26 protein-coding genes, 1 tRNA gene and 3 pseudogenes are annotated in these 25,996 nt (G+C 69.9%); 13 read left to right on the forward strand and 17 right to left on the reverse strand.

What is annotated here, in order from left to right; all coding sequences use genetic code 11:
- Positions 1-226 (reverse strand): annotated as a pseudogene (locus tag ACZ45T_RS29420) (transposase); the annotation flags it as partial.
- A 48-nt stretch (positions 227-274) separates the two neighbouring features.
- Between ACZ45T_RS29420 and ACZ45T_RS29425 the strand changes: the two are divergent.
- On the forward strand, positions 275-970 hold the full coding sequence (locus ACZ45T_RS29425) for an IS5 family transposase (RefSeq protein WP_468446533.1): 696 nt from the start codon (positions 275-277) through the stop codon (positions 968-970).
- Between the two features lie 56 nt (positions 971-1,026).
- Here the strand turns inward: ACZ45T_RS29425 and ACZ45T_RS29430 are convergent, their stop codons facing one another.
- The 6 genes from ACZ45T_RS29430 to ACZ45T_RS29455 form a co-directional block, all read right to left on the reverse strand.
- Positions 1,027-1,260, reverse strand: a complete 234-nt coding sequence (locus ACZ45T_RS29430) for a hypothetical protein (RefSeq protein WP_468446535.1) — start codon at positions 1,258-1,260, stop codon at positions 1,027-1,029.
- Positions 1,261-1,756: 496 nt separating this feature from the next.
- Positions 1,757-2,089 (reverse strand): hypothetical protein, encoded by a 333-nt coding sequence (locus ACZ45T_RS29435; RefSeq protein WP_468446537.1) that lies wholly within the window; start codon positions 2,087-2,089, stop codon positions 1,757-1,759.
- Between the two features lie 880 nt (positions 2,090-2,969).
- Positions 2,970-3,815 (reverse strand): SDR family oxidoreductase, encoded by an 846-nt coding sequence (locus ACZ45T_RS29440; RefSeq protein WP_468446539.1) that lies wholly within the window; start codon positions 3,813-3,815, stop codon positions 2,970-2,972.
- A 223-nt stretch (positions 3,816-4,038) separates the two neighbouring features.
- On the reverse strand, positions 4,039-4,737 hold the full coding sequence (locus ACZ45T_RS29445; protein ID WP_468446541.1) for a flavodoxin: 699 nt from the start codon (positions 4,735-4,737) through the stop codon (positions 4,039-4,041).
- Positions 4,738-4,868: 131 nt separating this feature from the next.
- Positions 4,869-5,720 carry an aldo/keto reductase gene (locus ACZ45T_RS29450; RefSeq protein ID WP_468446543.1) on the reverse strand — a complete coding sequence of 284 codons (852 nt, stop codon included), beginning with the start codon at positions 5,718-5,720 and terminating at the stop codon, positions 4,869-4,871.
- The gene (locus tag ACZ45T_RS29455; protein ID WP_468446545.1) at positions 5,702-6,799 is read right to left on the reverse strand and encodes an aldo/keto reductase; all 1,098 of its coding nucleotides are present in this window, start codon (positions 6,797-6,799) and stop codon (positions 5,702-5,704) included. The genes ACZ45T_RS29450 and ACZ45T_RS29455 overlap by 19 nt, the downstream gene beginning before the upstream one ends.
- Positions 6,800-6,997: 198 nt before the next feature.
- On the opposite strand from ACZ45T_RS29455, the gene ACZ45T_RS29460 reads away from it, so the two are divergent.
- A complete protein-coding gene (locus ACZ45T_RS29460; protein WP_468446709.1) occupies positions 6,998-8,098 on the forward strand; it encodes a helix-turn-helix domain-containing protein in 1,101 nt (366 codons plus the stop codon).
- Here ACZ45T_RS29460 and ACZ45T_RS29465 read toward each other — a convergent pair.
- Together ACZ45T_RS29465 and ACZ45T_RS29470 are read right to left on the reverse strand one after the other, a co-directional pair.
- Positions 8,086-8,253, reverse strand: coding sequence for a hypothetical protein (locus ACZ45T_RS29465; RefSeq protein WP_468446547.1), 168 nt, complete (start codon positions 8,251-8,253; stop codon positions 8,086-8,088). The two genes, ACZ45T_RS29460 and ACZ45T_RS29465, sit on opposite strands and share 13 nt — an antisense overlap.
- 62 nt (positions 8,254-8,315) lie before the next feature.
- Positions 8,316-10,298 (reverse strand): APC family permease, encoded by a 1,983-nt coding sequence (locus ACZ45T_RS29470; protein ID WP_468446549.1) that lies wholly within the window; start codon positions 10,296-10,298, stop codon positions 8,316-8,318.
- Positions 10,299-10,777: 479 nt separating this feature from the next.
- Between ACZ45T_RS29470 and ACZ45T_RS29475 the strand changes: the two are divergent.
- Positions 10,778-10,906, forward strand: a pseudogene (locus tag ACZ45T_RS29475) (VOC family protein); the annotation flags it as partial.
- 21 nt (positions 10,907-10,927) lie between these two features.
- On the opposite strand, the gene ACZ45T_RS29480 reads toward ACZ45T_RS29475, so the two are convergent.
- Positions 10,928-11,350 carry an STAS domain-containing protein gene (locus tag ACZ45T_RS29480; protein WP_468446551.1) on the reverse strand — a complete coding sequence of 141 codons (423 nt, stop codon included), beginning with the start codon at positions 11,348-11,350 and terminating at the stop codon, positions 10,928-10,930.
- Positions 11,351-12,073: 723 nt separating this feature from the next.
- Positions 12,074-13,177 carry an oxygenase MpaB family protein gene (locus tag ACZ45T_RS29485; RefSeq protein ID WP_468446553.1) on the reverse strand — a complete coding sequence of 368 codons (1,104 nt, stop codon included), beginning with the start codon at positions 13,175-13,177 and terminating at the stop codon, positions 12,074-12,076.
- A 326-nt stretch (positions 13,178-13,503) separates the two neighbouring features.
- Here ACZ45T_RS29485 and ACZ45T_RS29490 point away from each other — a divergent pair, with 326 nt between their 5' ends.
- From ACZ45T_RS29490 to ACZ45T_RS29510, 5 genes are all read left to right on the forward strand, one after another.
- A complete protein-coding gene (locus tag ACZ45T_RS29490; protein ID WP_468446555.1) occupies positions 13,504-14,121 on the forward strand; it encodes an undecaprenyl diphosphate synthase family protein in 618 nt (205 codons plus the stop codon).
- Positions 14,118-14,489, forward strand: a complete 372-nt coding sequence (locus ACZ45T_RS29495; RefSeq protein ID WP_468446557.1) for a DUF6247 family protein — start codon at positions 14,118-14,120, stop codon at positions 14,487-14,489. The genes ACZ45T_RS29490 and ACZ45T_RS29495 overlap by 4 nt, the downstream gene beginning before the upstream one ends.
- Positions 14,486-14,767 carry a hypothetical protein gene (locus ACZ45T_RS29500; protein WP_468446559.1) on the forward strand — a complete coding sequence of 94 codons (282 nt, stop codon included), beginning with the start codon at positions 14,486-14,488 and terminating at the stop codon, positions 14,765-14,767. The genes ACZ45T_RS29495 and ACZ45T_RS29500 overlap by 4 nt, the downstream gene beginning before the upstream one ends.
- A 6-nt stretch (positions 14,768-14,773) precedes the next feature.
- On the forward strand, positions 14,774-14,956 hold the full coding sequence (locus tag ACZ45T_RS29505) for a hypothetical protein (protein ID WP_468446561.1): 183 nt from the start codon (positions 14,774-14,776) through the stop codon (positions 14,954-14,956).
- Between the two features lie 365 nt (positions 14,957-15,321).
- Positions 15,322-15,395 (forward strand) — tRNA-Met (locus ACZ45T_RS29510).
- Between the two features lie 93 nt (positions 15,396-15,488).
- Here ACZ45T_RS29510 and ACZ45T_RS29515 read toward each other — a convergent pair.
- Entirely contained in the window at positions 15,489-16,157 is a 669-nt protein-coding gene (locus tag ACZ45T_RS29515) for a DUF4097 family beta strand repeat-containing protein (RefSeq protein ID WP_468446563.1), read from the reverse strand.
- Positions 16,158-16,674: 517 nt separating this feature from the next.
- On the opposite strand from ACZ45T_RS29515, the gene ACZ45T_RS29520 reads away from it, so the two are divergent.
- From ACZ45T_RS29520 to ACZ45T_RS29530, 3 genes are all read left to right on the forward strand, one after another.
- On the forward strand, positions 16,675-17,214 hold the full coding sequence (locus ACZ45T_RS29520) for an ArsR/SmtB family transcription factor (RefSeq protein WP_468446565.1): 540 nt from the start codon (positions 16,675-16,677) through the stop codon (positions 17,212-17,214).
- Positions 17,211-18,506, forward strand: a complete 1,296-nt coding sequence (locus ACZ45T_RS29525; protein ID WP_468446567.1) for an MFS transporter — start codon at positions 17,211-17,213, stop codon at positions 18,504-18,506. Before ACZ45T_RS29520 ends, ACZ45T_RS29525 begins: the two co-directional genes overlap by 4 nt.
- Before the next feature lie 527 nt (positions 18,507-19,033).
- Positions 19,034-19,528 (forward strand): GNAT family N-acetyltransferase, encoded by a 495-nt coding sequence (locus ACZ45T_RS29530; protein WP_468446569.1) that lies wholly within the window; start codon positions 19,034-19,036, stop codon positions 19,526-19,528.
- 321 nt (positions 19,529-19,849) lie between these two features.
- On the opposite strand, the gene ACZ45T_RS29535 is transcribed toward ACZ45T_RS29530, so the two are convergent.
- Positions 19,850-21,067 (reverse strand): M6 family metalloprotease domain-containing protein, encoded by a 1,218-nt coding sequence (locus ACZ45T_RS29535; protein ID WP_468446571.1) that lies wholly within the window; start codon positions 21,065-21,067, stop codon positions 19,850-19,852.
- 184 nt (positions 21,068-21,251) lie between these two features.
- The gene (locus ACZ45T_RS29540) at positions 21,252-21,635 is read right to left on the reverse strand and encodes a transposase (RefSeq protein WP_468446573.1); all 384 of its coding nucleotides are present in this window, start codon (positions 21,633-21,635) and stop codon (positions 21,252-21,254) included.
- Positions 21,636-22,085: 450 nt separating this feature from the next.
- Between ACZ45T_RS29540 and ACZ45T_RS29545 the strand changes: the two genes are divergently transcribed.
- Together ACZ45T_RS29545 and tpg are read left to right on the forward strand one after the other, a co-directional pair.
- Positions 22,086-22,526, forward strand: a complete 441-nt coding sequence (locus ACZ45T_RS29545) for a hypothetical protein (protein ID WP_468446575.1) — start codon at positions 22,086-22,088, stop codon at positions 22,524-22,526.
- Positions 22,478-22,987: pseudogene (tpg, locus tag ACZ45T_RS29550) on the forward strand (telomere-protecting terminal protein Tpg). The gene ACZ45T_RS29545 and the pseudogene tpg overlap by 49 nt, the downstream one beginning before the upstream one ends.
- Before the next feature lie 24 nt (positions 22,988-23,011).
- On the opposite strand, the gene ACZ45T_RS29555 reads toward tpg, so the two are convergent.
- The 3 genes from ACZ45T_RS29555 to ACZ45T_RS29565 are packed head-to-tail and all read right to left on the reverse strand — an operon-like array spanning position 23,012 to position 25,835.
- A complete protein-coding gene (locus ACZ45T_RS29555; RefSeq protein WP_468446577.1) occupies positions 23,012-23,602 on the reverse strand; it encodes a hypothetical protein in 591 nt (196 codons plus the stop codon).
- Positions 23,599-25,407, reverse strand: coding sequence for an alpha/beta hydrolase (locus tag ACZ45T_RS29560; protein WP_468446579.1), 1,809 nt, complete (start codon positions 25,405-25,407; stop codon positions 23,599-23,601). The genes ACZ45T_RS29555 and ACZ45T_RS29560 overlap by 4 nt, the downstream gene beginning before the upstream one ends.
- Entirely contained in the window at positions 25,404-25,835 is a 432-nt protein-coding gene (locus tag ACZ45T_RS29565) for a hypothetical protein (protein WP_468446581.1), read from the reverse strand. Before ACZ45T_RS29565 ends, ACZ45T_RS29560 begins: the two co-directional genes overlap by 4 nt.
- Positions 25,836-25,996 lie beyond the last annotated feature (161 nt).

The following is a 25,996-nucleotide window of genomic DNA, read 5'->3' on the forward strand; positions in this document are numbered from 1 at the left end:
CGTCGGTGGGCTGTCGCCCCCGACGGCCCGAACGATGCCGCAGGCAGCTGCTGCCAGGTACAACCCGAGGTGGCGACGAAGACGATCGCGGCCAGACTTCACGGTCACCATGCCGACGTCGGCCACCGCCCTGAGGCCGCGATGGCGCCTCCGGCACCACCCGTTGGAACAGCTCCCACAACTCATCCGGCACCAGCCGCTCAACAATCCCCGCCACAACCGACAGCCTACCCAATCATCCAAATGAGATGGCTTCTTAGTGTGACGAGCGGCCGTGTTCACGGCAGTGGTGTACGCGCTGACCAGCGGCTGTGCCTGGCGGCATCTGCCGCCGACGTTCGGCACGTCGCCCGCCACCGCGCATCGCCGCTTCACGGTATGGACCGAGGCCGGCCTGTGGCGTCGGCTGCACCGGGCGGGTGCTGGACGAACTCGGGACCCGGGGCGAGGTGGTCTGGACCTCGGCGATCGTCGACGCGGCCTCCGTTCGCGCCGAAAGGGGGGATCGCTGACCGGGCCGAACCCGGTCGATCGCGGCAAGAAGGGCAGCAAGCCGCACGTGCTGTCCGATGCCCAGGGCATCCCGCTCGCCGTCGCCGTGTCCGGCGCGAACATGCACGACAGCCTCGCCCTCAAACCGCTCATCCGCGGCATACCCGCCGTCCGGTCCCGCCGGGGACCACGGCGGCGCCGACCCGTCAAACTCCGCGCGGACAAGGCGTACTTCTCCGCCGAACACCTGGCCTGGCTGCGCGAGCGCGGGCTCGTCGCGCGCATCGCGCGGCCCGGCATCGAGTCCGGCGAACGCCTCGGTCGGCACCGCTGGAAGATCGAACGGTCGATCGCCTGGCTCTTCGGCTACCGCCGCCTCACCGTCCGATACGAACGAAAGGGCTCGCACTTCCTCGCGTTCCTCGGCCTGGCCGCCGCCCTGACCTGCTACAAGAAGCTCGCGAAACTTGCCACGTGAGACACCCTCTTAGAGCGGTCAACGACGGGAAATACGAGGTCGCCTGCAATCCATGGTCAGCTCACGCTCATCCCCCGCTCCGGCCACACACCCCGCTCCGTGTACAGCGCGTTGAGCTTCCGCGAGGCTTTCAGGAACGTATAGTCGATCTGCGCGTCCTGGACCGTCGAGGTGCAGGACGCCTTGTCCATGGTCAATCGCCGCTCAAAGTTGTCGGGGTCGTCACCGAATTCGTACTCCACGAGCTCCTCGGTCTCCGAGATTTTCCGGAAATACACAATCGCAGCCATTTACCATTCCCCTTCGAAGTCTTCGCGCTTGTCCAGCGGTCCGGAGTTGTCGGTGATCCCGGCCAGTGCCCGGTCCGTCGCGGAGGGCTCCTTCGGAGCATGTTCCAGCGCTGCCTCCAGCGCCTTGGTCGACCCACCGGTCGGTGCCCTCCGCCTTCGTCCGCGCGATGTTCGCGGAGCAACGGTCTGATGGGCCCCGGCGGTTATCCGGCCCATCTGCGGCAGGAACACCGCCAGGTCTACACCGGCCTGCTGCAACCCGGCCAACTGGTGGGCCAGTGGGCCATGACCGGGCAGTCCCCCTGCACGCGCAGAACGACGCAGCGCTGGTCCAGTGGGACTGCGTGAACGCCAGCAACCAGCACTTCCGCCTCGGCTGAGGCCGTCGGACGACCCCCAGGGGAGCCGTCATCCCCTGGAGCCCCCTTCCCGGAAAGGCCCCTGCGGGGCCGACCGGCAGCCGGTCCGGAACGGGCGGCCACCTGAAGGGCTGGCGTCAGTCGCGGACGCGGGTGCCGGCGGCGAACACGCCCACCGCCCCGACGATTCCCAGCCCCCACGCCACGGCCGTACCCACGCTGCCCAGGGCCACAGGCTCCCCCAGCATCCAGCCGTACAACACGGGCGCGTACAGCAGCGGAACGGCGGTCGGCAGTGGCATCACCACGGCGAACACCTCGGTGAAGCCGAACGGCTGGGTGCGCCCGCCGGGGAGGGACAGGGCCTGCCTCATCAACCGGTACATGCGGACCGACGCCACCAGCGCCATCACCGCGACCCCCACCGGGTACCACCAGCCCTCGGCCAACAACGCCGCCAGATAGTCCATCCCCCGCATTCTGCCGGGCCCCGCCGACAAGCCGCCCCAGACCGGCGTCCGGTTCACACGCGCGGGAAGCCGTGCCTCGGCAGCGGATACTCCCAGCCCAGCTCGGCCACCCCGTAAAGCTGTGCGCGGCTCGTTCGAACTCCGACAACTCCCCCGACAGGCCGGTCCCGTCATCAGCAGCCTCTTCGATCGCCTTCAGCAGACGCATCGACAGCTGCCGGTCCGCTTTCCCCCGCGCCGAGCGCCCCGGCCGTGGCGGCGGCCTCCACCGCCTCCACGAGCGCGATCAGGAGCGTCAGCAGGACCGCGGCGCCGCCGCCACGGCCCGCGCGCGGTGCCCGCGCCGACGCCCGCCAACCGGCACGTGCGCGTCGCTCGAGGGAGCGGGCACCGGGCGCGCGGGCGGCCTGCTCGAAGGCGTCGGCCGCCGCCTGCACCCTCGTGCGGACGAGTGCCGGGGACTGGGCGGCGCACACGGCCAGGAGGTCGCCGAGCGCGGCGACATCCCCGGCGCCAGCAACCTGTCCGGCGCGGCCCAGGAGTCCGGACGCCTCCCGGATACGCGTCTCGGCCAGCGCCCAGTCGGCCGGGGCGACGACTGGGGTGAGTCGAACCGGCGAACCTCCACGCGTTGCCCCACTCGGCGACCTTGCGGCGCGATATCCCCGGCGCCTCCGCACAGGCGACGACGTGCACGCCGGGCGAAGAGCCGCAACAGCTCCCGCAGCGCCGTGGCCGGCTCGCCGCGGGCCGGGACCGTGAAGTCCACGGGAAGTTCAGGGCGTCCCATACCCCCGGCCCCCTACTACCGGCCGGCCTGAAGGGCGCCGCGGACCGCGGCGGCCACGATGGCTCGGCGGCCGCCCGGGTGTTCGGGCCTTCAGAGGGTGGTGTCGTCGTGAGCCAGGTTGCCGCCCAGCTCGCGGGATGCCTCGGCTTGTGCCAACAGCTCCCGGGCCTTGGCCTTCACCGCCTCGATGGCGTCGGCGCCGGCGACGAAGCGTAGCGGCGGCTGCTGTTGGCCGGCGAGGGTCAGCAGGGCGCGGGCGAGCTTGGCGGGGTCGCCGGACTGCCGGCCGTTCATGCTCTTCCAGGCTTCGATGGTGGCGGTGGTGCGCTCGGCGTAGTCGTCGATGGTCGGCTCGGGCCAGGTGGTGGAGGCGTCCATGAGGAGCTCGGTGCGGAAGAAGCCGGGTTCCACGACGGTGGTGTGGATGCCGTACGGCTGCACGTCGTAGCGCAGGGATTCCATCCAGCCCTCGACGCCGAACTTGGAGGCGGCGTAGGCGACGCAGAACTCCTGCCCGATGATGCCGGCGGACGAGGAGAGCGTGATGACATGGCCGGCACGCTGTGCGCGCATGATGGGCAGGATGGCGCGCGTGACGTTCATCGGCCCGAAGAGATTGGTCTCGATCTGCTGGCGCATCTGCGCGGGCGTGATCTCCTCGAAGTAGCCGGCGAAGAAGTTCCCGGCGTTGTTGACCAGGACGTCAATGCGGCCGAAGCGGTCGATGGCTGCCTGTGCGGCTGCTTGGGCGTCGTCCAGGCTCGTGACGTCCAGCTTGGTGACCAGGAGGTTGTCCTGCGCTCGGCCCAGGGCTTTGTCGACCTCCTCAGGGCGGCGGCCGGTGGCGACGACCTTGTGGCCGGCTGTCAGTGCCTCGCGGGCGATGTCCGTGCCCAGACCGCGGCCGGCACCGGTCACGAAAATGACCTTGCTCATCAGGGGTTCCTTCCAAGCACCTTACGTCGGCACCCGTGCCGTCTTCTTGGGGCGTACGGGCCGCATCGGGGGCTTTTAGCAGGTGGGATCGGGGGCCTGCGAGTGCCCTGATCCGTGCGGTGGGCCCGATGTCCGGGCAACCACGCACCGGCCGCCGCCGGACTGCTGTGACTCCTGGCTGGTCGGCCAACAGCGACCCGGTGCATCTCTCAGCTCCGAGAGCTCACGAGAGGAATCCGAGGCGTCGCAACCATTCCTCGATCTCGGTGTCGGCGCCGTCGACTCTCTCGCCTCGTAGCGCGAGGCCCTCGGCGATGGTCGCGCCAGGGCAGGAGGCGGCGTAGTCGCGTTCGGTGGTGCCCAGCCCGCTCATGGCATGGGTGGTGACCGGGTGGATGGTCTTGCCGCGGAAGTTCAGGGCGGCGGTGAACGTCGTCATGATCATGGGTGCTCTGACGTTCCAGATGGGGCTGCCGAGCAGGACCGTGTCGTAGCCGTCGACGGAAGGCAGGCGGCCTTCGATGGCCGGCCGGGCATCGTCCTCCTGTTCGCGGAGATTGCGCTGAACGGTCGCGTCGTAGTCGTGCGGGTAAGGGTCGGCGGCCTGGATGCGGTAGGTGTCGCAGGTGACGCGGCTGCTGATCTTCCTCGCGAGCACTTCGGTGTTGCCCACCTTCAGGTCGGTGCGGCCGCCGTAGTAGTAGTTCTCGCCGGGCCTGGAGAAGTAGGCCAGCAGGACTCTCCTCTCGGTGCTTCCGGTGGTGGCGGCGGGCTCGGCGGGCGTGGACGTGTCCGACTGTGGTGAGGGTGGTGAGCAGCCCGTCAGGTGGGTTCCGGTCAGGGCGGTGGCTCCTGTCAGCAGTGCCCCGCGCAGGACGGTGCGCCGGCTTGGCAGGTCGGTGCTGTGGTGGGGTGCGATCACGTGGACGGCTCCGGGTGAACCGTTGGGGCGGGTGGTGCCGGGCGGATACCTGGGCGCGCGCGTCGGGGGTATCCCTAACCGGCCGGCGGTGGTTGTGGGACCGGGCGGGGCGCTGTTGCTTCCTGTGACGTTCAGCTGTCCAGGCGGCGCTTGCTGAGCCAGGCGACCATCTCGGGGTCGCGGTGGTCGAAGAACAGCGTCGTTCCGGTGTCGAGGCCGGCGATCTGAGCCATCTGGTCGTCGGTGAGCTCGAAGTCGAAGACGTCGAAGTTCTGCGCCATGCGGTCGGGGTTGACCGACTTGGGGATCGTGACGATGCTCCGCTGGATCAGCCAGCGCAGTACGACCTGGGCCGCGGACTTGTCGTGCGCCTTGCCGATCTCGCTGAGGACGGGGTGGGTGAACAGATCGTTCCTGCCTTCGGCGAAGCCGCCCCAGGACTGGTGCTGGACTGCGTGCTCACGCATCAGGGTCTGGTCGGCGGTGCGCTGGAAGAAGGGGTGGGTCTCGATCTGGTTGACGGCAGGGGTGACCTCGTTGTTGAGGATGAGGTCCAGGAGCCGGTCGGGATGGAAGTTGGCGACGCCGATCGCCTTGGCCAGACCCTCGCGGTTGACTGCCTCCATGGCGCGCCACTGGCCGTAGACGTCTCCGTAGGGCTGGTGCATCAGGTACAGGTCGAGGTGGTCCAGGCCCAGCTTGGTCAGCGACGTCTCGAAGGCGCGGCGGGTGTTGTCCTCGGCGGGGGCGTCCTGGATCCACAGCTTGGTGGTGACGAACAGTTCCTCGCGCGGGATGCCGCTGTTCTTGATGGCGCGGCCGACCGCCTCTTCGTTGCCGTACCCGGCGGCCGTGTCGAGCAGCCGGTAGCCGGCCGTGAGGGCGTCGGCGACAGCTTGCTCGGTCTGCTCCGGCGGGATCTGGTAGACGCCGAAGCCGAGGATCGGCATCTCGATGCCGTTGTTCAGGGTGACGGTCTGCACGGGAATCTTCCTTGTCGCTCGGGGGACGCGGGAGTCGTTGGGCGGCCGGACGGCCGGGATCCGGCTGCAGCCGGAGGCACGGGGGCAGAAGGGGATGGGGGGCAGCGTTCGAGCATCTGCGCCTGGGCTTCGGTGTGGGTCTCGCCGGCGGCGGGGGGCAGGCTGTCGAGCTTGTCGATCTGTTCGCCGGTCAGCTCGACGTCGGCGGCGGCGGTGTTCTCCTCGACCCGGCTTACGCGTTTGGTGCCGGGGATCGGGGCGATGTCGTCGCCCTGCGCGAGCAGCCAGGCCAGCGCCACCTGCGCGGGTGTGGCGCCGGCCTCGGCGGCGATGGCCTTCACCTCGTCGGCGATCGCCAGGTTGCGCTGGAAGTTCTCGCCCGTGAAGCGCGGGTTGCCGCGCCGGAAGTCGTCCTCGTCGAACTGGTCGGTGGAGCGGATCGTGCCGGTCAGGAAGCCGCGTCCGAGCGGTGAGAACGGCACCAGGCCGATGTTCAGCTCGCGCAGCACGGGCAGGACCCGCTCCTCCACGCCCCGGGTCCACAGGGAGTACTCCGACTGCACCGCGGTGACGGGGTGGACGGCGTGGGCGCGGCGGATGGTGTCCGGGCCGGCCTCGGACAGGCCGAACGCGCGGACCTTGCCCGCGGCGATCAGCTCGCCGACAGCGCCGGCCGTCTCCTCGATCGGGATGTTCGGGTCGACCCGGTGCTGGTAGTAGAGGTCGATGTGGTCGGTGCCGAGACGCTTGAGCGAGCCTTCGAGGGCCGTGCGGATGTTGGCCGGGCTGCTGTCGAGGTTCCACGCGCCTGCCCCGTGATGCGAGACGAGGCCGAACTTCGTCGCCAGCACCGCCTGGTCGCGGTGTCCCTTCAGTGCCCGGCCGAGAAGTTCCTCGTTGGTGTAGGGGCCGTAGATCTCGGCGGTGTCGATCAGCGTGACACCCAGCTCCAGCGCCCGGTGCACGGTGCGGATGGACTCCGGCTCGTCGGTCCCGGATCCGGTGTAGCCGTGGGACATGCCCATCGCACCCAGCCCGATCCGGGATACCTCCAGGTCACGCAGCTTGATGTAGCGCATCCGCTTTTCTCCGCTCCGTCGTGCTTTTCCGGCGGTGTCCACCCTGGACGCCCCTCGGTGCTCGCTCACCGCGACGCGCGGTCACGGGCGGCGATTGGCATCCCTGGCTGCCTCGCTGGGGGCGGGCTGCCCGAAAGGGCGGCTCCGGATCGCCGTGTGCCCAGCCTCGCGGTTTTTCGCGTCCGTAGGCAGGCCGGGCTGTTCGGGGGTAATGACAGGACCCCCCACCGGGCGGGCAGCGAGGGTGCGGAGCTGGGCCTCTTCCTGCGCGCCCGCCGCACCCAGACCAGCCCGCAACAGGCCGGCCTCACCGTCGGCACCGGCCTGCGCCGCACCCCGGGGCTGCGCCGCGAGGAGCTGGCCACCCTCGCCGGGATCAGCATCGACTACTACGTGCGCCTGGAGCGCGGCAAGGAGACCCGTCCCAGCCCCTCCGTCCTCGACGCGCTCGCCCGCGCCCTGCACCTGGACGACCAGGAACACCAGCACCTGCGCGAGCTGGCCGCCCGGGCAGCTCGCTACGCGCCCGAGCCGCCGCCGGCGCCGAGCCGTACCGTGCGCCCCCACCTCAAGCTGCTCCTGGAAGCGCTGCGGCCGAATCCCGCCTACGTCATCAGCCGCAGCATGGACATGCTGGCCTGGAACCCCGGTGGCCTTGCCCTGTATGCGGGGCTGGAGGACTGGCCGGCCAGGCACCATCTTCGGCGTCCTCGCCGAGCTCCGCCTCCTTGCCCGGCAGGCGTTTTCTGTGGGGCGCGGCGGACCGCGTCGGTCACGGCCATCACCAGGTGGAAGGCCATCGCCGCGGTCTGCGCCGCGTCCCCGAGCGCTTCGGCGAACGGTCACCAGGCAGGGGGGCGTGTGCGGGGGTTGCCATGGGGGTGGGCTCCCTTGTCGAGGGGTCAGCGCGTACGGGCGGGCCCCGGCCGCTCCGGACCGGGGGCCGGGCGCGGCGGCGTGCGGGGTACACCGGTAACGGTCGCGTTGGGCGGCAGGCCACGGCCCGGCGTACGCACCATGCGCGCGGTACGCGAGGTCGCCGCCTCCACCGCCTCCACGAGCGCCACCAACAGCTGGAGGACGACCTGCGCGCCGCCGCCCCGGTTCGCGCGCGGCGCCCGTTCCAACGCCCGCGCCGAGGCCCGCCATCCGGCACGCGCGCAGCCTTCCAAAGATCGGGCGCCGGGGGCGCGGGCACGGCAACTCGAAGGCGCCCGCCGCCTGGACGCGCTCGCGGACCAGGGCCGGGGCCTCGGCGGCACAGGCGGCCAGGAGGCGCCACCGGCCTACGGCCGATAAATCATCTCTGTCAGGAACGCCACGACCAGAACCCACACCCCGATCCCGAGCAGCCACCACCAGTCGACGGCCACGCCCACAGCGACCATGGCAGCCGCGCAGAGCGCGAGGGCGATGATCCTGATCCGCATGCGGCGATCTGGCGCTGACGTCATGTTCTGGCTGCCTTTCGTCTCCCCTCCCAGGATCCCTGGAAGTGGCTGCATAGGTGCAGTGGTCAGCCGCCGACGTGGATGCCGGGACGGCGGTCCGGGTCGGGTTCGTGGCTGCGGATGATCTCGCGAGTGACCGGTGCGGTGTCACCGCGCCCCAGGAGGAAGTAACGGACCATGTGCACCAGTGGGCTTCCTTCCGCCCAGGCGAAGTAGCAGTGCGGCTGGACGCCGGTGGCGTCGCGCAGGGCCAGCAGGATCGCGGCGATGGCGTTGGGCGCGGCCGGCGCGTCGGCGCGCAGGATCCGGTAGCCGTCCACTTCGACGCCGTGGACGGTGAGGGTGTCGCTGAAGTCCGAGGGGTCGACCACGTCGATCTCGAGGAACATCACGTCGGCCTGGCCGGGTACCGGATTGACGCCGCGCTGTTCACGTTCTTTGGCGCTGTACTCGTCGACGTCGCCGGCCTGGCGGCGGTTGGCGATGATGTTGATGGCGTTGTCGTGGGCGAGGGTGTCGTCGATGAAGCGGCGGGCGTCACTGTCGAAGACGATGCGGTCGGCGCGCAGCTCGGTGGTGCGTGAGACACGGGAAATCAGCGACACCAGGATGATGCCGGCGATGAAGAAGCCGGAGATGACGATGCCGTCGGGCTTGTCGATGACGTTGGCGACCAGGGCGTAGAGCAGGACCGCGGTGAGCAGGGCGAAGCCGATCGTGGCCGCGCGGCGGCGGTGGCGTGCGACGGAGACGGTGACGGCGAAGGCGCCGGAGACCATCATGGCCAGGATGCCGGTGGCGTAGGCGCCGGCCTGGTCGTCGACGTCGGCGTCGAAGGCGATCGTGATGAGGATGCACAGGGCGGTGTAGACGATGACGACGGGGCGGACGGCCCGTCCCCACTCGGGGGCCATGCCGTAGTCGGGCAGGTAGCGGGGGACGATGTTGACCAGTCCCGCCATGGCGGAGGCGCCGGCGAACCACAGGATCAGGATGGTGCTGATGTCGTAGACGGTGCCGAACCCTTCTCCGACGTGCTCGTGGGCCAGCCACGCCAGGGCACGGCCGTTGGCGGCCCCACCCGGCTCGAACTCCTCGTGCGGGATGAGGAGGGTGGTGACGAAACTCGCGGACAGCAGGTAGACGCTCATGATGAGAGCGGCGGTGGTCAGCAGCCTTCGGGTGTTGCGGATCCGCGAGCGCAGCCGCTGCTCCTCGTCGGCGCCCTCGGCTGCGACGAGCGGCATCATGCTCACACCGGTCTCGAAGCCCGACAGGCCCAGGACCAGCAGGGGGAAGGCGAGCAGCGCCGGGCCCATCAGGTCGCCGAAGCCGCCTCCGCCCTCGGCGAGGGCGTCGGTCCACTCTGACCATGCCCCCGGGGTGGTGAACACGTGGGCGAGGCCGATGCCGATGACGACGGCGTTGAGCACGAGGAAGATGGCGACCAGGGGGATGGCCACGCTGACCGCTTCGCTGAACCCGAGCAGGAACACCCCGCCCAGTACCAGCAGCAGGGCCACCGTGAGGGCGACCTCGTGGCCGTGCAGGGCGGCGGGGAAGAAGGGGTTCTCCACCACGTGTACGGAGGCGTCCGCCGTGGACAGGGTGATCGTGATGATCCACGAGGTGGCTACGAAGCCGAGCAGGATGAGCACGAACAGCTTGCCCCACCAAAAGGGCAGCAGGTCCTCGAGCATCGCCACCGAACCGGCGCCGTGCGGGCTCTCCTTCGCCACCCGCCGGTACATCGGCAGCATCCCCAGCAGGGTCAGCGCGACGATCAGCAGCGTCGCCAGCGGGGAAACCGCCCCGGCGGCGAGGGCGGCGATCGCGGGCACGTAGGCGAGGCTGGAGAAGTAGTCGACGCCGGTCAGGCACATCACCTTCCACCACGCGTGCGGCTTGGCATGCCCCTCACCGGCAGCCGGCCCCACCGGCTGCACCCGGTGGCGCAGCAGCCACTGTGCCAGGGCACCGGTCGGCTGAGTCCGCAGAGCGGGGCTGTCCACCGCCTCCGGCATCACCGGCTCGTTCGCTTCCTTCATGTCCCCCATCAATCCTTCCGGCCTTGTCCAGCGCACCCGAACGACGGCCACTGGCTCAGGGCCTCGCAAGGATCATCGAGTATGCGGGCGCCGTCGGCACGGACCCTCACCGCAGGGGGCAGCTTCTGGTACCCGCCTGCCCTTGTGCCCCGTGCATCACCTGGCACCCATGTGCCACCGGTCCGGGCCGTGAGGGCCCGCACAGGACGGTCGGAGCAGCTGTGCCTACGGGGGGACCATGCCCCGCGTTCGAGGGGCGTGCAGAGCTTGCAGGCAGATTCCCGTCCCCAAAAGCCTTGACGCATCCCTAACGCGACGGGCGACCGCCTCACCGGCCTCCCCACTCCGGCGCACGGCGTCGCGCCGGCGACGGCCTGCCTTCCACGCTCACGTCCAGCGAGCCACTTGACCGGGCAGCACCCTTGCTCCGGCCAACGTCCGGGCGTGCCGCCGCGAGGGGGCCGGTCTTGGTGTCTCTCGCCGTCGACGACGCGGACGTGACCGCCGCAAGGATCCGAGAGCGCGGTGCCACCGTTGCGGTCGGCCCGCTCTCCTTCGGCACGGGACGTGCGGCGCCGGCAGCCGGCCCCGACGGGGCGGTCTTCGGACGGTTGCGCCGGCTGTGGTGGTCAACACCGACGCGTCGCGACGTCGACAGCATGTGCGGGTGTACGCCTCAAGGCCGGCGTCAGGCGGGAACCCAACTCCCGGAAGACCGGCGGGAAGACGACGTTGCGTGGCGGGGTGCAGCAGAGCAGGTGCTCGCTGGAAGTGAGGGTGAGGAGACGTGTGGGCTGCCGCTGGAATCCGCTGATGGCCAACGGTGCTTGTCGCCGCTGGAAGTCGCGCTGGAGGTCGAGCAGCAGGTGCAGTGCGATGACGTCCATGAAGGGCACGCCGGTGAGGTCCAGGCGTAAGGGGCCGCCATGGGCCGCCGCAGCGGTGGTGGCCTGGTGCAGGGTCGGGCAGGTGTCCATGTCCAGTTCGCCGGCCACCGTGATGACTGTGCCTTCTGGATCGTGGCTCATGGTGACGCGGATGCCGTCGTTCATGGTTCGCCCCGTTCAGGGGTCGAGCCCATCACGGTCGCCCGCCGATGCGGGAGAGAAGGCCGCTGAGCGCGTGGCGTAGGGCCGCGCGCAGCCGAGCGAGACCACCCGTACCGGGCCTTGGCCATTGAGATGGCCGTAGGGGCGGCGCGGGGTCTCCCACCAGACCAGGCTGGTTGTCCCTCTTACAGTCCCAGAAGCCATGGCCGCAGTCCAGACGACGCCCAGCCGCTCTGAATAGGTCCTACATGCGATGCATCCCCGAGGGCGTCAGGAGCGGGCGCCGCGAACCGGCCGGATGAGAACGATGCCCGTCAGGCCGTAAAGGGACAAGGTCGCGGTCTTGCCGGTCGCGCACTTGCCGAGGACCTGGAGGGTGATACGCGCCCACCCGGGTGACCTCCGCCCGGCCACACGGCCCCATACCTCTGCACCACACGCACGCCGGCGCGAGGATGCACGGGCCGGTTCGCCGATATCGCGGACGAACCGCACCTGCCTGACAGGCGCGGCAGCGGGGGCCGGAGCCACCCCAACCCCAACCCCAACCCCAACCCCAACCGACCACCGGCGGCGGCCCGCCGGAGACCACCGGAGGGCCGGCGTCGTTCCGGTGTGCACCGTCGACGGCGCAGGGGACTTCTCTTGTCACTGGCGACGATCGGGTCCGCGCCGCGCCGCGCCGACGCCGCCTTGGCCATGCCGGCGCCGGGCGGCCTGCCGGACTCAGTGAGTGGGGGTCAGGCCTGTGGGGACCTGCCACTGGTAGCGGCGGCCCTTGTTGGTCAGGCGCAGTCCCTGCTTGAAGACGGCCAGGCCGAGTTCGTTGGATGCCTTGGCCAGGAGGGGGACGGTGTCGCCGGTCTTGCCGTAGCCGAGGCTGAGGGGCGACTGGGCGGCGAGGGCGAGCTGGGTGAGGTCGGCCGGCGGGACGGAGACGACGTCGGCGGCCCGGTCGCCCGCGAGGTGGCGGATCAGTGAGGGACCGACCCCGGCGAACAGCGGGGTGGGCAGAACCTCGCGGATGAAGTCGAGGACGCCCTTGGTCAGGACGGTCCCCGCCTCGGAGGGGCGCTGCTGGCGGTGCAGCACGGCGTCGACGAGGGCGGAGCCGTCCTCGTAGGAAGCGGGATTGACGTGTTCGTTCACGCCCATGATGTGGCCGATGATCCGCCAGATGTGGAAGAACGCGTCCCGGTCCTGGGCGGGGAGTTCGACGCCGAGCCGGGCCAGGCCTCGGGGGATGATGACGGAGAAACTCATCAAGGTCGCGGCGAGATCCTCCTGGTTGACGGGAACTCCCCACGAGGTGTCCCAGTCCTCCTTGCGGGCGAGGTGGTAGCGCATCGTGGCGTGCAGGAGCCGGATCTTCTGCGCGGACCGCACGCCGCGTGCTCCCGGCTTCAGACTGCCTGGCTCCAGGACGTCGACCACGAACTGGGCGGTCTCCATCAGCCGGCGGTAGACGCCCTGGGTGAGGCGGGTGGAGCGGTAGAGGACCTGCGCGCCGTCTGCGCAGCCGTAGCACAGAGGCAGGGACCCGCACAGCAGCGTCGTGACGATGTGCCCCTGGTAGCGGCCCAAAAGGCTCTGCCCGCGGGCGATCAGGACCTCGTCAGCCCACTGCGGCAAGTCGGCCGAGCGGTCGAAGTACTCCTGCAGCTTGGGCGGCAGACCGGCGGGGACCGCCTGGCTGTTGCCGTCCAACGCCAGCAGGGCCTGGCGTACCTGCTCCTGCTGGCCCAGCGCGTAGATCTCCTCGATCGCCGCGTCAGCCGGCACATCGCCGGCCTTGCGCAGCGGGTCCAGCAGTTCATCGGTCCACTTCATCGCGGGCATGATCGCCTCCACCGCAGAAACACTGCGCACCAGGGGAATGAGTGTGTGCAAGGCGCACCGGGCTTGCGGCATCCGCCTCGTTCTCAACGGTTGTAGCCGCCCGCCATCGGCTGGTGCAGCCCTGCTCACCCGCACAGCCCAAGCCGAATCGATCCGCCCGGCCCCCGAGCCAAAGACGGGCACGATGCTGCGTGCTGCTGCCGCCTGGCTCACCCCGCAGCCGCTTGCCTTGCACCAGATCGCAACCACCCTCACCACCGCTGGCGAGCGGCCCGTGCCCGATGCCGTCGCGCGCTTCACCACCGCCGACAGTGGTCTTGGACGGCAACCGCCGCTGGGCCCGGTCCCGGGCGCTCCCGCTGATCGACGGCTACCGCAGGGGAGGCGAGCGGGGCGTGGACGCGCTCGGCTGGTGCGAGCAGGTGACCGGGCTGGACACCGTGACCCTGTGGCCGCTGTCCACGGAGAACCTCCGGCGGCCGGCCCCCGAACTCGACGCGCTGCTGCAGGTGGTCGTCGACATCACCGAGCGGCTCGCCGCCGCCCGGCGCTGGCGCATCCGCTTCCTGGGCCACCCGACGTGCGCGAAGGCCATCGATGGAAACCCATCCCATATGTCAAGCGCGCTTGCGTTTGCGGGGTGGGTGGGGCAGGCTCGCTCCATGACAACCACCCCACGGCTCACGCGCGTGGCACTGGATCCGGACGAGGCTCACGAGCTGGACCGCCTTGCCCGCCGTGTCGAGGAAGCCGCAGCCGCTCTGGAGCAGGCGCGCTCCGCGCTCGGCGAGGCGGCCGGACGGATCGCCGCCGGCTACGAGCGGGGCGGACCCGCCGCGGTCGCAGCCGCCGTCGGCTGGTCACGGCAGCATGTCTCCACCCTGGCCGCGGCCCACCGCCGCCAGCACTCCGGCGAACGCCAGGACGCGGCATGAGTACCGCCGCCGAGCACCCTCACGGCGGTGGCGTGCCGCAGCCGGCCGCCACCGTCGAGGAGCTGCGGGCCGCACTGACACGCATCGCGCCGGACGCCGTGGCCACCTTCGACGCCGAACGCGCGGCGGCGGTCGCCCGGGCACGCGAGGAGGTCAGCTCCGCCCCGATGCGTCGGTTCCTGCGGCAGTGGGCCCTGCATGTCGCGATCGAGCGGCACCCGGACCTGGCTGCGCGGCTGCGGCACCTGGAGGCCCGCGCCGCCCACGTCACCGACCCCGGGGAAGGACGGATGATCGCGGCCGAGATCGGGCGGATCCTCGACAAGGCCGCCGCCGAGGCAGGCCTGCCCCACGGCGGAGAGTCTTGAACCCCTGGCGGTGGGAGTACGACCCCGACGCCGAGCACGTCGTCAAAGGCCTGCCCCACCACGTGATCGACGAGGTCGAGCGCCTGGCCGACGAACTCGTCGCCCTCGCAGAAGTCGGTGTCGACGTCACCGACATCGGCGAAGGAGCCCGCAAGGGCGTACCCGGGGGACTGCGCCGTATCCCCCTCCTCGCCGACGGCTGGTTCTACGCCCTGCCCCTGCCCCGCCTCCACCTCATCGCGATCGTCCGCGTCATCCCCCCGTACACCGACCTGTGAAAAGAATTGATCCGGCTGTCGTGCCTGATCAGCTCCCACCCGTACTGGGCGGAGCGGGGCTGGAGCACGGCGGGCCGGGTCGAGCTGTTCCGCGCGGCCGAGAGCGGACCGGACGGAGTGCGGGAGTTGATCGTGCGCTGGACTGGCGAGGAGTTCACCGTCGCCGAGCCCGGGGCGTGGTCCTCGTGAGCGGACTCAAGGCCCGTCTGGAGAGCTGGCGGGCTGCACTGGCGTGGCTGGGCCGGCAGCAGAAGCTGGCCGAGCGGGCGACCAGCGAGCTGGAGGCGGAGCTCGCCGCCGCCGAGGGCATCGAGCCGTGCCCGTACTGCAGACCCGAGAACCCGCTCGGCATGACCAGTTGCCCGTCGGCTTGCCGTCCCCTCCACCCCACGTCGCCACCGACGGGCGGCCGCCGCAGCTCCATCTCGGTGACGATGCAGCCGGCCAGCTCGGGTGAGGGTGGACATCCAACTCGTCACCATCGCCTGTCAGCAGGAGGGGCAGAAAAACCTGGCGAAGCCCAGGCCAGGGGTGCCGTAAGGTGGGGGCATCGACGCGGGGTGGAGCAGCTCGGTAGCTCGCTGGGCTCATAACCCAGAGGTCGCAGGTTCAAATCCTGTCCCCGCTACTGCTCAGAAGGACCCGGATCCTCAACAGGATCCGGGTCCTTCTGCTGTTTTCGGCCCCGGCCTGACGGTCCGGTCAGCCGTCGGGCTGGCACTCAGAGGCTGCGGGCGGTGATGTCGCCGTAGGCGGTGGTGGCGTGGATGTTGAGGCCGGCGGTGCCTTCGGTGTTCATGAGGGCGTTGTGGATGCGGCCGTAGGAGGTGCCGGCGTCGAGGGCGGCGGAGATGCCGCGGGCTGCGCCGACGGACACGTTGCCGTGCTCGGTGCGCAGGGTGAGCGTGCCGCGGACGGCCTCGGTGATGTGGAGGTCGCCCTTCTGGGTGCTGATCCGGGCGGGGCCGCCGAGGCGGCCGACCGCGATGTCACCGGCCTGGAGGGTGAGGTGGGCGCCGGCGGTCTCGTCGAGCTTGACCGTGCCGTGCGCGCCCTCGAAGGTGACGTCGCCGAGGCGTCCGACGCCGCGCAGTTCGGCGCTGGCCGTCCTGGCTTCGACGCGGGAGCCGGCGGGGAGCTGGATGGTCACCTCGACGGATCCGGAGTTGCCGAGGATCGGGGTCTTCGCCGGTGTGGCCGCGATCCGCAGGACGCCGTCGCCGTATTCGACGGTGGTCTGCTCCGCCGCCTTCACGTCGCGGCCGTTCGAGGGGTTCGCGGGCAGGACCTCGACGGTGGTGTCGGCCCGGTCGGCGGCGATGAACCGGATGCGGCCCGCGGGGATGTCGAGGACGGTGGCGATCGGGGCGGTGGTGGCGAACTTCTGCATGGTCTTTTCCTTCGCTTCGTTGTTTCCGATGAAGGAAAAGCTACGTTGCGTTCGTAGGTGTGGCAACACACTCGTTGCGTAAAACAGCCATAAGCGCAGGTAGGAGGTAAGAAGTTGTTGCAATGGTTTTGATGCTAATGCAACAAAGGCCAGCATTCCGTTGCAATGAATTGAGAGTGAACGCTCCGCTGGAGGCGGCCTCCGCGCCCTCGTGCGGCCGCAGGGCCACCGCGGGACGGGTTCGCCGGCACCGCCCTCCACCAACCTCGCAGCTCGACCTCGCGGAGCCCACGCCGACCGGAAGGACCCCGTCAGCATGCCTCGGCGGAGCGGACCTCCCTCTCGGTGAGCACCGTGCGCCCGGACGCTTCCCGGGTGCGTTGTCCACGAGCCGGCAGCCGTGTCGGCGGTCTCAGGCCACCTTGCATGCGGAGGCCTCTCGCGCCGGACGGCGAATTCCGGAAGACCGTACGGAACCCACTTGCCCAATGGTCAAGAATCGTTGACCATTGGGCGCATGTCTGCCGATGATCTTCCCGAGACGTTTCACGTCACCACTGACGCGCAGCTCCGCGCCGTCTCCAATCTCACGCGCCACCGGATCATGGCCGTGCTCCGCTTCGAGCCGGCGACGATCACGCAGATCGCCGAGCGGGTGGGCCTCGCGAAGGGGAGTTCCAGCTATCACGTGCGGCTGCTCGAGCGGGCCGGCCTGGTGAAGGTGGTGCGGACGCGGAAGGTGCGGGGGGTCACCGAGCGGTACTACGCGATGGCCGCGCCGGCGATCGTGCTGCCGGATCCGGGGGCGGGGCAGCCCGATGTGCTGATGCGGCATGCGGTGGCGGACCTGGAGGCGGCGCCGGTCGGTGGCGAGCGGCACGTACGGATGGCGCATCTGCGGCTCACCGGGGAGCAGTTCGCGGAGCTGGGGGCGCGGCTTCAGGCACTGGCGGACGAGTACCGGGAGCTGTCCGATCCGTTGCTGCCGGACGTGTCGCTCGCCTTCGCGCTGTTCCGGCCGGCGCCGCGCGGGCAGGCCGAGGGTGATGCCAAGTGACCTCGGATGCAAGGAAGTTGCCAGCCGGGTTCGGCCGGCTGTGGACCGCGCAGACGGTGTCCTCGCTCGGTGACGGGGTGATGCATGCCGCGCTGCCGCTGCTCGCGTTGACGTTGACGCGCGATCCGATGGCGCTCGCCGTCGTCACGGCCGCCGGGACGCTGCCGTGGCTGCTCTTCGGGGTGCTCGGCGGTGCGCTGGTGGACCGCTGGGACCGCCGGCGCACGATGTGGGTCGCGGACGCGGCGCGTGCGGTGCTGCTCGCGATACCGGCGGCGGCGGCCGCGCTCGACGTGTTGAGCGTTCCGCTGCTCGCGGCCGTCGCCTTCCTGCTCGGCCTCGGCGGACTCTTCTTCGACACGGCCGCCACGGCCTATCTGCCGGATCTGCTCGGCCGCGACCCCGCACTCCTGGAGCGTGCCAACTCCCGCCTGCGCGGCACCCAGACCGCCGCGTCCGGCTTCGCGGGGCCGCCCGCGGGCAGTGCGCTGCTCGCGCTCGGGCGGGCGGTTCCGCTGCTCGCCGACGCGGTGTCGTTCGCGCTCTCCGCACTGCTCGTACGGTCACTGCCCGCCGCGCCCCGGCCCGTACCGGAGGCCCGGGAGTCGCTGCTTCGGCAGGCGCGGGCCGGGGCCTCGTACGTCTTCCGGGATCGGTTGCTGCTCGGGCTCGCGCTGCGTCCGGCGATCGGGAACGTCGCCTTCCTCGCCGTGGAGACCGTACTCGCCCTCTTCACGCACGACCGTCTCGGCATCGGCACCTTCGGCTACGGCCTGCTCCTCACGGCGGAGGCCACCGGCGGCCTGCTCGGCGCGGGCATCGCCTCCTTCCTCAGCCGGCGACTCGGCACCGGCACCGTGCTGACCTGCACGACCACGGTCGAAGGGCTTGCCATCCTGGGGCTCGCCGCCGCCCCGAATCCGTACGTGGCCGGGCTCGCGCTCGCCGTCTGCGGGGCGGGCATGGGCGCCACGATGGTGCTCGCGCCCTCCCTCCGGCAGGCGATCGTCCCGGCCCACCTGATGGGCCGGGTCGCCTCCACCTCCCGCATGCTCGCCATGTGCGCCGCCCCGTTCGGCGCCTTCCTCGGCGGCTGGCTGGCCACCACGTACGACGTTCGCACCCCGCTCTTCGCCGCCGCGGGCCTCCTCCTCACCATGACCGCCGTCACGGCGACCATGACCGGCAACCGCCGGGTCGAGGCGGCGCTGCGTGGCGCTGCCTCGGCCGGCGGTCCGGGTCACCCGGAGGCCGCGGGTCCCGTTCGGGAGGGTGCACCCGAACTGTTGTGACGCTTTCGCGGAAGGTGTCACAAGAGAGTTGAGTGCAGAACTGCCCGACGTTGCTGATGTACAGCTGGGATAGGGGCTCGGTTGCCGAACTAACCGGCCCCCTATTGCAGAGGTCGGACCGCGTCATCCAGGACCTTGACGAGGGTCTCAACCCGGCCTGTCGCATCAAGGGCGGCGACGCCGTTCTGGACGAGGTCATTGCGCCATCAGGGCTGGCGATCGGCCATGGCGGGGCGGGGTGGAGCGGAAGCCTGCAGGGGCCTGCCGGAGCGCGGCGTTCTTCACGATCCGCCACGACCTCCTGATGTAATAATCATCCCGCGAGTTTGTCTATTACCTACTCGGGGGGAACCTTGCCTTTCGCGCACACGGCCGAGGCCGTACGAGCATGGGTCCATGGTTGGACCGTTTCGCGCGGCGCAGCCGAACCTGTGCCCCGTGCCTGGGGTTTCACCATCGACGTCGGCCTGCCCGGACATGTCATGCGACATGTCCTGCACTCCGCAGACGAAGCGACCGTCCGCAAGGTGACCGAGCACGCCACCGCGCCCGGCGTCTGGTTGAAGGCATTCGTCCCACCGGAAGCACTTGAACCCTGGCTGGCACCTGGCTGGCACCTCGCCGGCGGAGCCGGCTACCTGATGTCCGCCTCGCTGCCCGTCGCCCACGCCCGAGCCCTGACCGAAACGCCCGACGGTTACCGGCTGGATACCTGGACTCGTGCCAGCGTCACCCGCGTCCTGGTGCGCACTGCCGACGGCGCTTTCGCCGCGCGCGGCCAGATCGCCGTCACCGGCCTCAGCGCCGTCGTCGACCAGGTGGAGACCGACCCCGCCCACCAGCGCCGCGGCCTGGGACGCCTGGTGATGGGTAGGCTCACGGCCGCCGCCGCAGGGCAGGGCGCCACGGCAGGTGTGCTGGGCGCGACGCCGGAAGGCCGAGGCCTGTACGAGACGATGGGATGGCGCGCGCTGGCCCCGCTGACAGGCGCCATGCGGGGTCCGGGCTCGTCCGAGACCTGATCGAAGATCAAAAACCTTACCCCAGCTATTGATCCGAAAAGCTTTGGGTTCAGGCTCGTTGACGGTGTGTGAGTGAGCTGGTGGGGGACGCCCGGACCTGGTCGCCGGATGCGCAGGAGGCCGTGCGGTTGCTGGCGGCGATCTGGCCAGCCGCAGGGCGCCGCCCGCCAGAACATGCTCCGGTCGATCCAGGCGCAGTAGCCGAGCAGAGGCGCTGCCGGCCGAAGCCCATCGCCGACTGCCGGAGCGTACCGGCTTCCCGGGCTGGGGCTGCCCGCCGGCCCCCGGCGGGCAGCCCCAGAGACATTTCACGCTATGCGGTCACCACTTGTAGGTCCAGACGGTGTCGTTGTACGCGTCGGAGCTGTTCACGTGGATCCGGATGCGGGCGGTGTCGTCCTGGAATGTCTGGCCGGGTTTCCAGGTCTGCATGTCCAGCGTGGTGCAGTTCCCGGTGGGTGCGGCGGCTTTGGGGTTGCTCACCACGCGGACCGGTCCGCTGCCGCTGGCGACCGAGGTGTCGACCTTGTAGATCAGTACGCCGGTGGTGCAGGCGTTGGAGTCGTTGTTGGCGGCCTTGCGGGACTCGGCGACGTAGGCCGTGGTGGCGCTGGTCTTGATCACCGCCAGCTTGTAGCCGCTGCCCCCGTATTCCACCCCGTTCAGGTTGGTGGAGTACGTGCCGTTCGTGGACAGACAGGAGACCTGGCTGTCGGTGATCCATCCGAGCTTCCACACGTGCCAGCCGAGGAACTGCGGGGCCGAGCCGCTCACCTTGCCCATGACGTCCCAGCCGCCGACGTACTGGTGCTGTTCGCCGTTGAAGGCGTAGAGGTCGGGCAGGCCGAAGGTGTGGCCGGTCTCGTGGTCGGCGACCTTGTAGCCCCAGTGCCACATGTCCTGTCCGAAGGTCACCGCCCACTTGATCATCACCCAGGCGTTCGTCGCCTTGTTCCAGACCCAGGTCGGGTTGGCAGGGTCCTGGACCCAGGTGGGGGTGTGGGTGATCGCGGCCGCGGTGCTGGTCGGCACGATGTAGAACGTGTCGTAGTTGGCGAGGTTGACGCCTGCGTCGGCGGCACCGGCGAGCGCGTCCTTCAGATATACCCGGTGCGTGTCCCAGGAGAACCCGCGCGCCCAGTTGTAGTCGGTGGAGTTCTTCGGCATGCGCACCCAGTTGCCGTATGGGGCTCGCATGTCCAGCCAGACCTTGCCGTTGGATGCCTTCCACATCCAGTCGGCGGCGCCGGATATCTGGTTGTAGTAACGATCGAGAGGCGTGGTGGTCCCGACGGCGTCGGGGAAGTCCACGTAGATCACGCCCACGCGCTTGGTGCCCTCCGGTTTCTGGAACCGGTTGTAGTCGGTTTGCTGGCCCTCGTCGGTGTAGCCGGTCGTCCCCTGGAGCGCACACGCCGAGGTGCTTCCGCTGGCGGAGCCGGCAGGGACGATGACCAGGGCGAGCAGGGTGAGCAGGGCGGACAGGACGAGTACGGGTGCCGCGACGCGCCGGCGCCGCGACGCGAGTGAGGATCTCATGGTGTGCCTCCGTGCGGAGAGGTACGCCTCGTGGGGAGAGGTGTGCCTCCGTGGGGGGAGCCCGCTCTTAGTGACACGGACATGACATTCTGTTGCCTGCCGATGAATATGCTTGGGGACAGGATGCGGATGCGGCGGCGGCACCAAAAGCTACTGGATCCCCCGATTCGGAAACTCATTGGGTTCACTCGTCGAGGATGTAGCGGACGTGTGGGGCTTTGAAGTAGCCGGTGATGACGTGGGGCTGGCGTTGTCGGCGGTGGAAGAACCTACGGGTTTCGGCGGCGAGTTCGGCCTGGTTCCTGGCCCGGCGGGTGTGGGGCAGGCTGCGTTTGAGGTCGGCGTTGACCAGCTTGTCCGGGTTCAGCTCGGGTGAGTGCGAGGGCAGGAAGTGCAGCTCGATCTCGTCCTTGTGGTCGGCGAGCCAGGCCCGGACAGTCTTCGAGCGGTGGGCCGAGTGCCGGTCGACGATCAGGTGGACTTTCTGGTCGAAGTGTCCGGTGATCCGCGTGAGGAAGCGGCACATGGCCTTCGCGTCGAAAGACTCGGAGAAGACCATGAAGTGCATCCGGCCGCGGGTGTGCTGATCGCGGACATTGCGTTCACGGAGAACCGGTTTCTCCGCGTACACAGCCAGCGAGGCCTTCACTCGGGGGCCGCCCAAGACCCTGCAGGGCCGTATCAACTTCCTGATGGGCAGGCCGAAGACGACCAAGTGTGACTGAGCGCGGTATCTGGCCCGAATGGACAACTCCGATGCTCAGAAGCTGTGGGGCGGCGTACTGGTGGGCGCGGGCCCCGGCCCGGGGGCACTCCCACCCGGCCTGCTCCATGGGCGACCAAGATCGGACGCCCGGCACACGATCTCCGTGAGCAGGGGCTCGGCAGGTGTACGGGACCTTCCCGCAGGTGTCAAGCCACGACTTTCTGTGACATGACCAGCCCGTCAGCATGACGCCTACTGGAAGTAGCGAACGACGGCACCTCCCACCAGCCCCCACCTGCGAGGAACGCTTTCATGTCCCACACCACGCACCGCCCCCGCCACGCCCGACGAACCTCCCGCTACCTGCTGGCCTTCGCCTCGGCCGCCTTCATCTCCGGCGCCATCGCCATACCGGCCTCAGCGGCAACCGCACCCACAGCCCCGCTCGCGGTCGCAGGCGTCCTCTCCGACATACCCGGGACCAACGACGACACCACCGAGTACGGCGGCAACACCGGCCAAAAGGACTCCGGCAGGGTCTACAGGGACCAGGACGGCGACTTTACCGGCGGGGGCATCATCGGCAGTGGCGGCAATGGCGGCAGTGACGGCAACCAGTACCGTGACCCCGCCGGCGGCGCCTACGGACCGGACACCTGCCTGCAGGGCTACGTATGGCGCGAAGGCTACGACGGTGACACACAGTGCGTCACACCGGCAGAACGCGACGTAGCCAAAGCCGGCGCCAACTAAAGCGCTCAGTCTCACCAAGGGTCATCGCGCAGGAGCTCGGGGTCAGCCAGCGCTCGGTCGAGCGCTACCGCACGGGGGGAGGAGCGCAAGACCCCGCCGAAGGCGATCACTGACCGGATCGACGCCGCGGTGCGGGCCCGCTGGCAGCCGAAGGTCCGTGGGCGCCGGCGGCAGCAGGCCGCCACCAGTACCGGCATCACGGTGGAGACCCGGGCGCGGTTCGGCTACACCGCGCCCATCGGCACCACCGACGACGGCCGCATGCGACGCCTCACCGTCCACCTGCCGCCTACCTGCGCACGGCGCCTGTTCGACGCCCAGCAGCACGGCGCCGGGATCCGGAACTGCGCGCGATCGTCGCCGAAGGTCTCCAGGACATCTGCTTCAAGGACGGTGGCACTCGCGCCGACCGGCTCGAAGTCGAATTCACGGACATCGACTACATCGACGTGTCGTTCTGACGGATGCCATCGTCCCGCCTGCGGTCAGGACGAGGGGGCGGGGCCCGGTGCCGGGGTCTGGGCGGACCAGAAGTCGGAGCGGACGTTGGGGGTGGGGATGTCGCCTTCGTAGGTGCGGCCGTTCGCCGCCTTGGTGGGCGCTGCCACCGTCGACTCGTCCACGCAGGGGCTGGTGACTTCGAAGAAGGCCTGCCCCTCGTGCCCGAAGAGGACCATGATGCCGAAGCCGTCCGGGGACGTGGCGATGATCTCAGGCATGTCCTTGTCCGGATTCACCGTCTTGATCCGGTAGCCGCTCGCCTTCCAGAAGTTCTCGACCACACCGAGAAAGTTGCCGCGGCGCTCAGGGGAGACGACCGTCATCACGGTCCAGTAGCGCGTCACGTCGCAGCTGCCGGTCGTCGTGGTGTCGTGGACCCATTCGATCTCCGGCTTGATCGCCCCGACCGTCGCGTAGAACATCGCGTCGGCGCGCTCCGCCGCTGACTGCATGTCCATGCCTGCCACTGCCCCTCGTCCGTCCTTGGCGCCGTCCGACAGCCCGCACCCGGCGAGCAGCGCGCCGGCCACGGCCAGCGCACAGGTCAGGCGAATGGTCCGTGTGATGCGCTTCATCGATAGTCTTCCCTCACGATTTTCTCAGGGTGTCCGGCGACGATCCTGGCGATGTTGTTCGCCGACGTCTGGTCCTTCTCCGGAGTGAAGTACTGGGAGTGGGCGTCGAACCCTCCGCCGTCGCGGATCATCCTGGGTCCGTCGTCGACCAGGAAGCGCTGTGCCCCGAAGGCCTCGCTCGCCGGGTCCTTGCCGAAGTACACGTCGTCGTTGCCGATGTCGAAGAGGTCACGTCCGACCGCAACCCCCACCGGGCCGCCCAGCATCCAGCCGAGCGCCGCCTCGCCCTTCGTGGGCAGGTGGGTGACCGGGTCGTTGTCGGCGGCGCCGACGAACACGTGCTCCTTGCCCACGCCGAGCTCCGTCGCCTTCTGGGCGTCCACGCCGGGGCTGCCGAGCAGGATGACATCGTCGACGCCCGGGATCCCGCCGGACTGCTGGGCGGCCGTGCCCACGGTGAGCGAGCCGTAGGAGTGCCCGATGGCCGTCACGTGAGGGTCGTGGTTCTCGTTCGTTGCCGAGAGGCCTGCCATGAACTGGTTGTAGGCCGGGGCGCCCCGCTGCGCATCGCCCCTCGTCATCACGTCCACGTTCTGCGGGGCGTCGTAGCCCAGCCAGACGATCGAGGCACTGGACGGGTCCAGACGCTGGGCACCCTTGGCCGTGTCCTGGGCCCGCTTCATCGTGTCCTTGACGAACTCGTCGTTGAGCTTGGTGCTGAGGCCGGGTACGTACGCCGAGACGTTCTTGGAGGTGTCGGGGTTGCCGTACGAGACGATCGCGCGTCCGTTGCCCTCGTCTCCGATGCCCAGGAGGAACATGGGCGGGCGGCTCGGCTCGCCCAGTTTGTCCTGGATCATGCGGAGGGCGTTGAGCTTGGTCTCCGCGTCGTCGCCGCCCCGGCGCGCCAGGTCGTCGATGAGGACCGGCAGGTAGTTGCGGTTCGCCTCGTCGCGGGAGACCGCCGGGATGCCGTCCAGGCCGCCGATCAGGTCCGGTGCGATCTCCAGGTACTCCTGGCGCTGTTCGTCGGTCAGGCCGTCCCACCACTTCTTGCGCTCGGCGGGGCTCTTGTCCTCGGGGACGCCTTCGCCGAGGTAGGTGCCGGCGGTGGAGCGGACGTCGGAGGTGTCCCGGAAGACGTCCTTCAGCGTGGACTCGGTGACGTCGAGGCCCTTCTCCGCCTTCAGACCGCTGAGGGTCTTCGCGTACCGGGCGTCTATCTCGTGCGCGGACCGTACGGCGCGGGCGATACGGTCGGCCACGTCCTGCGCCTTCGCCGCGTTCGGGTTCAGCGGCTTGAAGCCCGAGTAGCCGGGGTACAGCGGCGACTGCCCCTGCGAGCCGAGGCCGGGCGGTTCCAGCGGGAGGCGGGAGCTGCCCTGGACCTTGCTGCCCGGGGCCTCCTTCTTCGCCCCGGTCAGATCCTCGACCTCGGTGGCCGGGTAGCTGACGGAACCGTCCTCGTGGACGGTGAAGTTCAGGGCGGCGGCGTCCGCGAGGGCCTGCTTCAACTGGTTCTGGGGCTCGGCGAGATCGCCGGCGAGCCCGTTGAGCGCTGTACGGACGAGCCCGCACTCGGTGTGCAGGTACTGGAAGTTGCGGCTCAGGCGCTGGAGCCTGCCGAGGGCCGCCTCCGCCGACTCGCTCTCCTGGGTCTCGCGGAGCTTCGCGGACATCGCGCGGTCGACCCGTACGCGGTCGGAGTCCGAGCGGCCCGAGACCTCGTGCCACTTGTCGCCCGCCTCCGTGAACTCGGAGGTCTTGAGGTCGCGCAGCAGCTGCCAGGTGAGGGTTCCCGTCATCGCTTCTCATCCGCCTTGGCGCCGCCGTCGACGCCCTTGAAGGACGTCTCGATCGCGGTGTCCGTCTCGCCCATCTCCTTGGCGACCGTCAGCAGGGTCCCCTTGAGCTGCTCGCACTCGTCCCGCACCGACTGAAGGCGTTCCTCCCAGGACGTCAGCACGCCCTTGAGGGCCGCGACGGAGCTGAGACCGGCGGCTCCCGCCGCGACGCCCTCGTGGCCGGGGCCGAGCGCCGACCGGCTCGTCTCCGTGCTGATGCGCAGGTCGGCGGCGGTGGCGGAGGCGCTGGTCCAGGGGCCGTTGCTGTGTGTGAGGCTTCCGGTGCCGCCCCCGCCGGTTGCGGGGTCAGGGGCCGCCGAGGCGAGCCTCATCGCGGGCCCGCCGTCGGTCGGTCCGAACAGCTCCTGCCAGCGCTCCGAATAGGACACGGCTCCCCCGTCTACATCTGTTCCGCTTCCGCGCCCCGAGAGACTAACGCACAGGTCACGCACGCGTGTGCGATCGGGGACGGGTTCCGCACAGGGGAACGGCCCACGCCCTTGGCTTGTCGCAGCGCGCTGGACCAGCGGACCTCGCCGGGCGATCCCGG

The sequence above is a fragment of the Streptomyces sp. NPDC030995 genome (assembly GCF_055571215.1).

Coding starts and splice junctions, on each gene's coding strand:
- ACZ45T_RS29520 (WP_468446565.1), top strand. CDS start 16,675: ATGTCTGCCGATGATCTTCCCGAGACGTTTCACGTCACCACTGACGCG.
- ACZ45T_RS29465 (WP_468446547.1), bottom strand. CDS start 8,253: ATGACGTCAGCGCCAGATCGCCGCATGCGGATCAGGATCATCGCCCTC.
- ACZ45T_RS29470 (WP_468446549.1), bottom strand. CDS start 10,298: ATGAAGGAAGCGAACGAGCCGGTGATGCCGGAGGCGGTGGACAGCCCC.
- ACZ45T_RS29435 (WP_468446537.1), bottom strand. CDS start 2,089: ATGGACTATCTGGCGGCGTTGTTGGCCGAGGGCTGGTGGTACCCGGTG.
- ACZ45T_RS29440 (WP_468446539.1), bottom strand. CDS start 3,815: ATGAGCAAGGTCATTTTCGTGACCGGTGCCGGCCGCGGTCTGGGCACG.
- ACZ45T_RS29560 (WP_468446579.1), bottom strand. CDS start 25,407: ATGACGGGAACCCTCACCTGGCAGCTGCTGCGCGACCTCAAGACCTCC.
- ACZ45T_RS29515 (WP_468446563.1), bottom strand. CDS start 16,157: ATGCAGAAGTTCGCCACCACCGCCCCGATCGCCACCGTCCTCGACATC.
- ACZ45T_RS29455 (WP_468446545.1), bottom strand. CDS start 6,799: ATGCGCTACATCAAGCTGCGTGACCTGGAGGTATCCCGGATCGGGCTG.
- ACZ45T_RS29480 (WP_468446551.1), bottom strand. CDS start 11,350: ATGAACGACGGCATCCGCGTCACCATGAGCCACGATCCAGAAGGCACA.
- ACZ45T_RS29545 (WP_468446575.1), top strand. CDS start 22,086: ATGTCCCACACCACGCACCGCCCCCGCCACGCCCGACGAACCTCCCGC.
- ACZ45T_RS29495 (WP_468446557.1), top strand. CDS start 14,118: ATGAGTACCGCCGCCGAGCACCCTCACGGCGGTGGCGTGCCGCAGCCG.
- ACZ45T_RS29430 (WP_468446535.1), bottom strand. CDS start 1,260: ATGGCTGCGATTGTGTATTTCCGGAAAATCTCGGAGACCGAGGAGCTC.
- ACZ45T_RS29555 (WP_468446577.1), bottom strand. CDS start 23,602: ATGAAGCGCATCACACGGACCATTCGCCTGACCTGTGCGCTGGCCGTG.
- ACZ45T_RS29485 (WP_468446553.1), bottom strand. CDS start 13,177: ATGAAGTGGACCGATGAACTGCTGGACCCGCTGCGCAAGGCCGGCGAT.
- ACZ45T_RS29540 (WP_468446573.1), bottom strand. CDS start 21,635: ATGCACTTCATGGTCTTCTCCGAGTCTTTCGACGCGAAGGCCATGTGC.
- ACZ45T_RS29535 (WP_468446571.1), bottom strand. CDS start 21,067: ATGAGATCCTCACTCGCGTCGCGGCGCCGGCGCGTCGCGGCACCCGTA.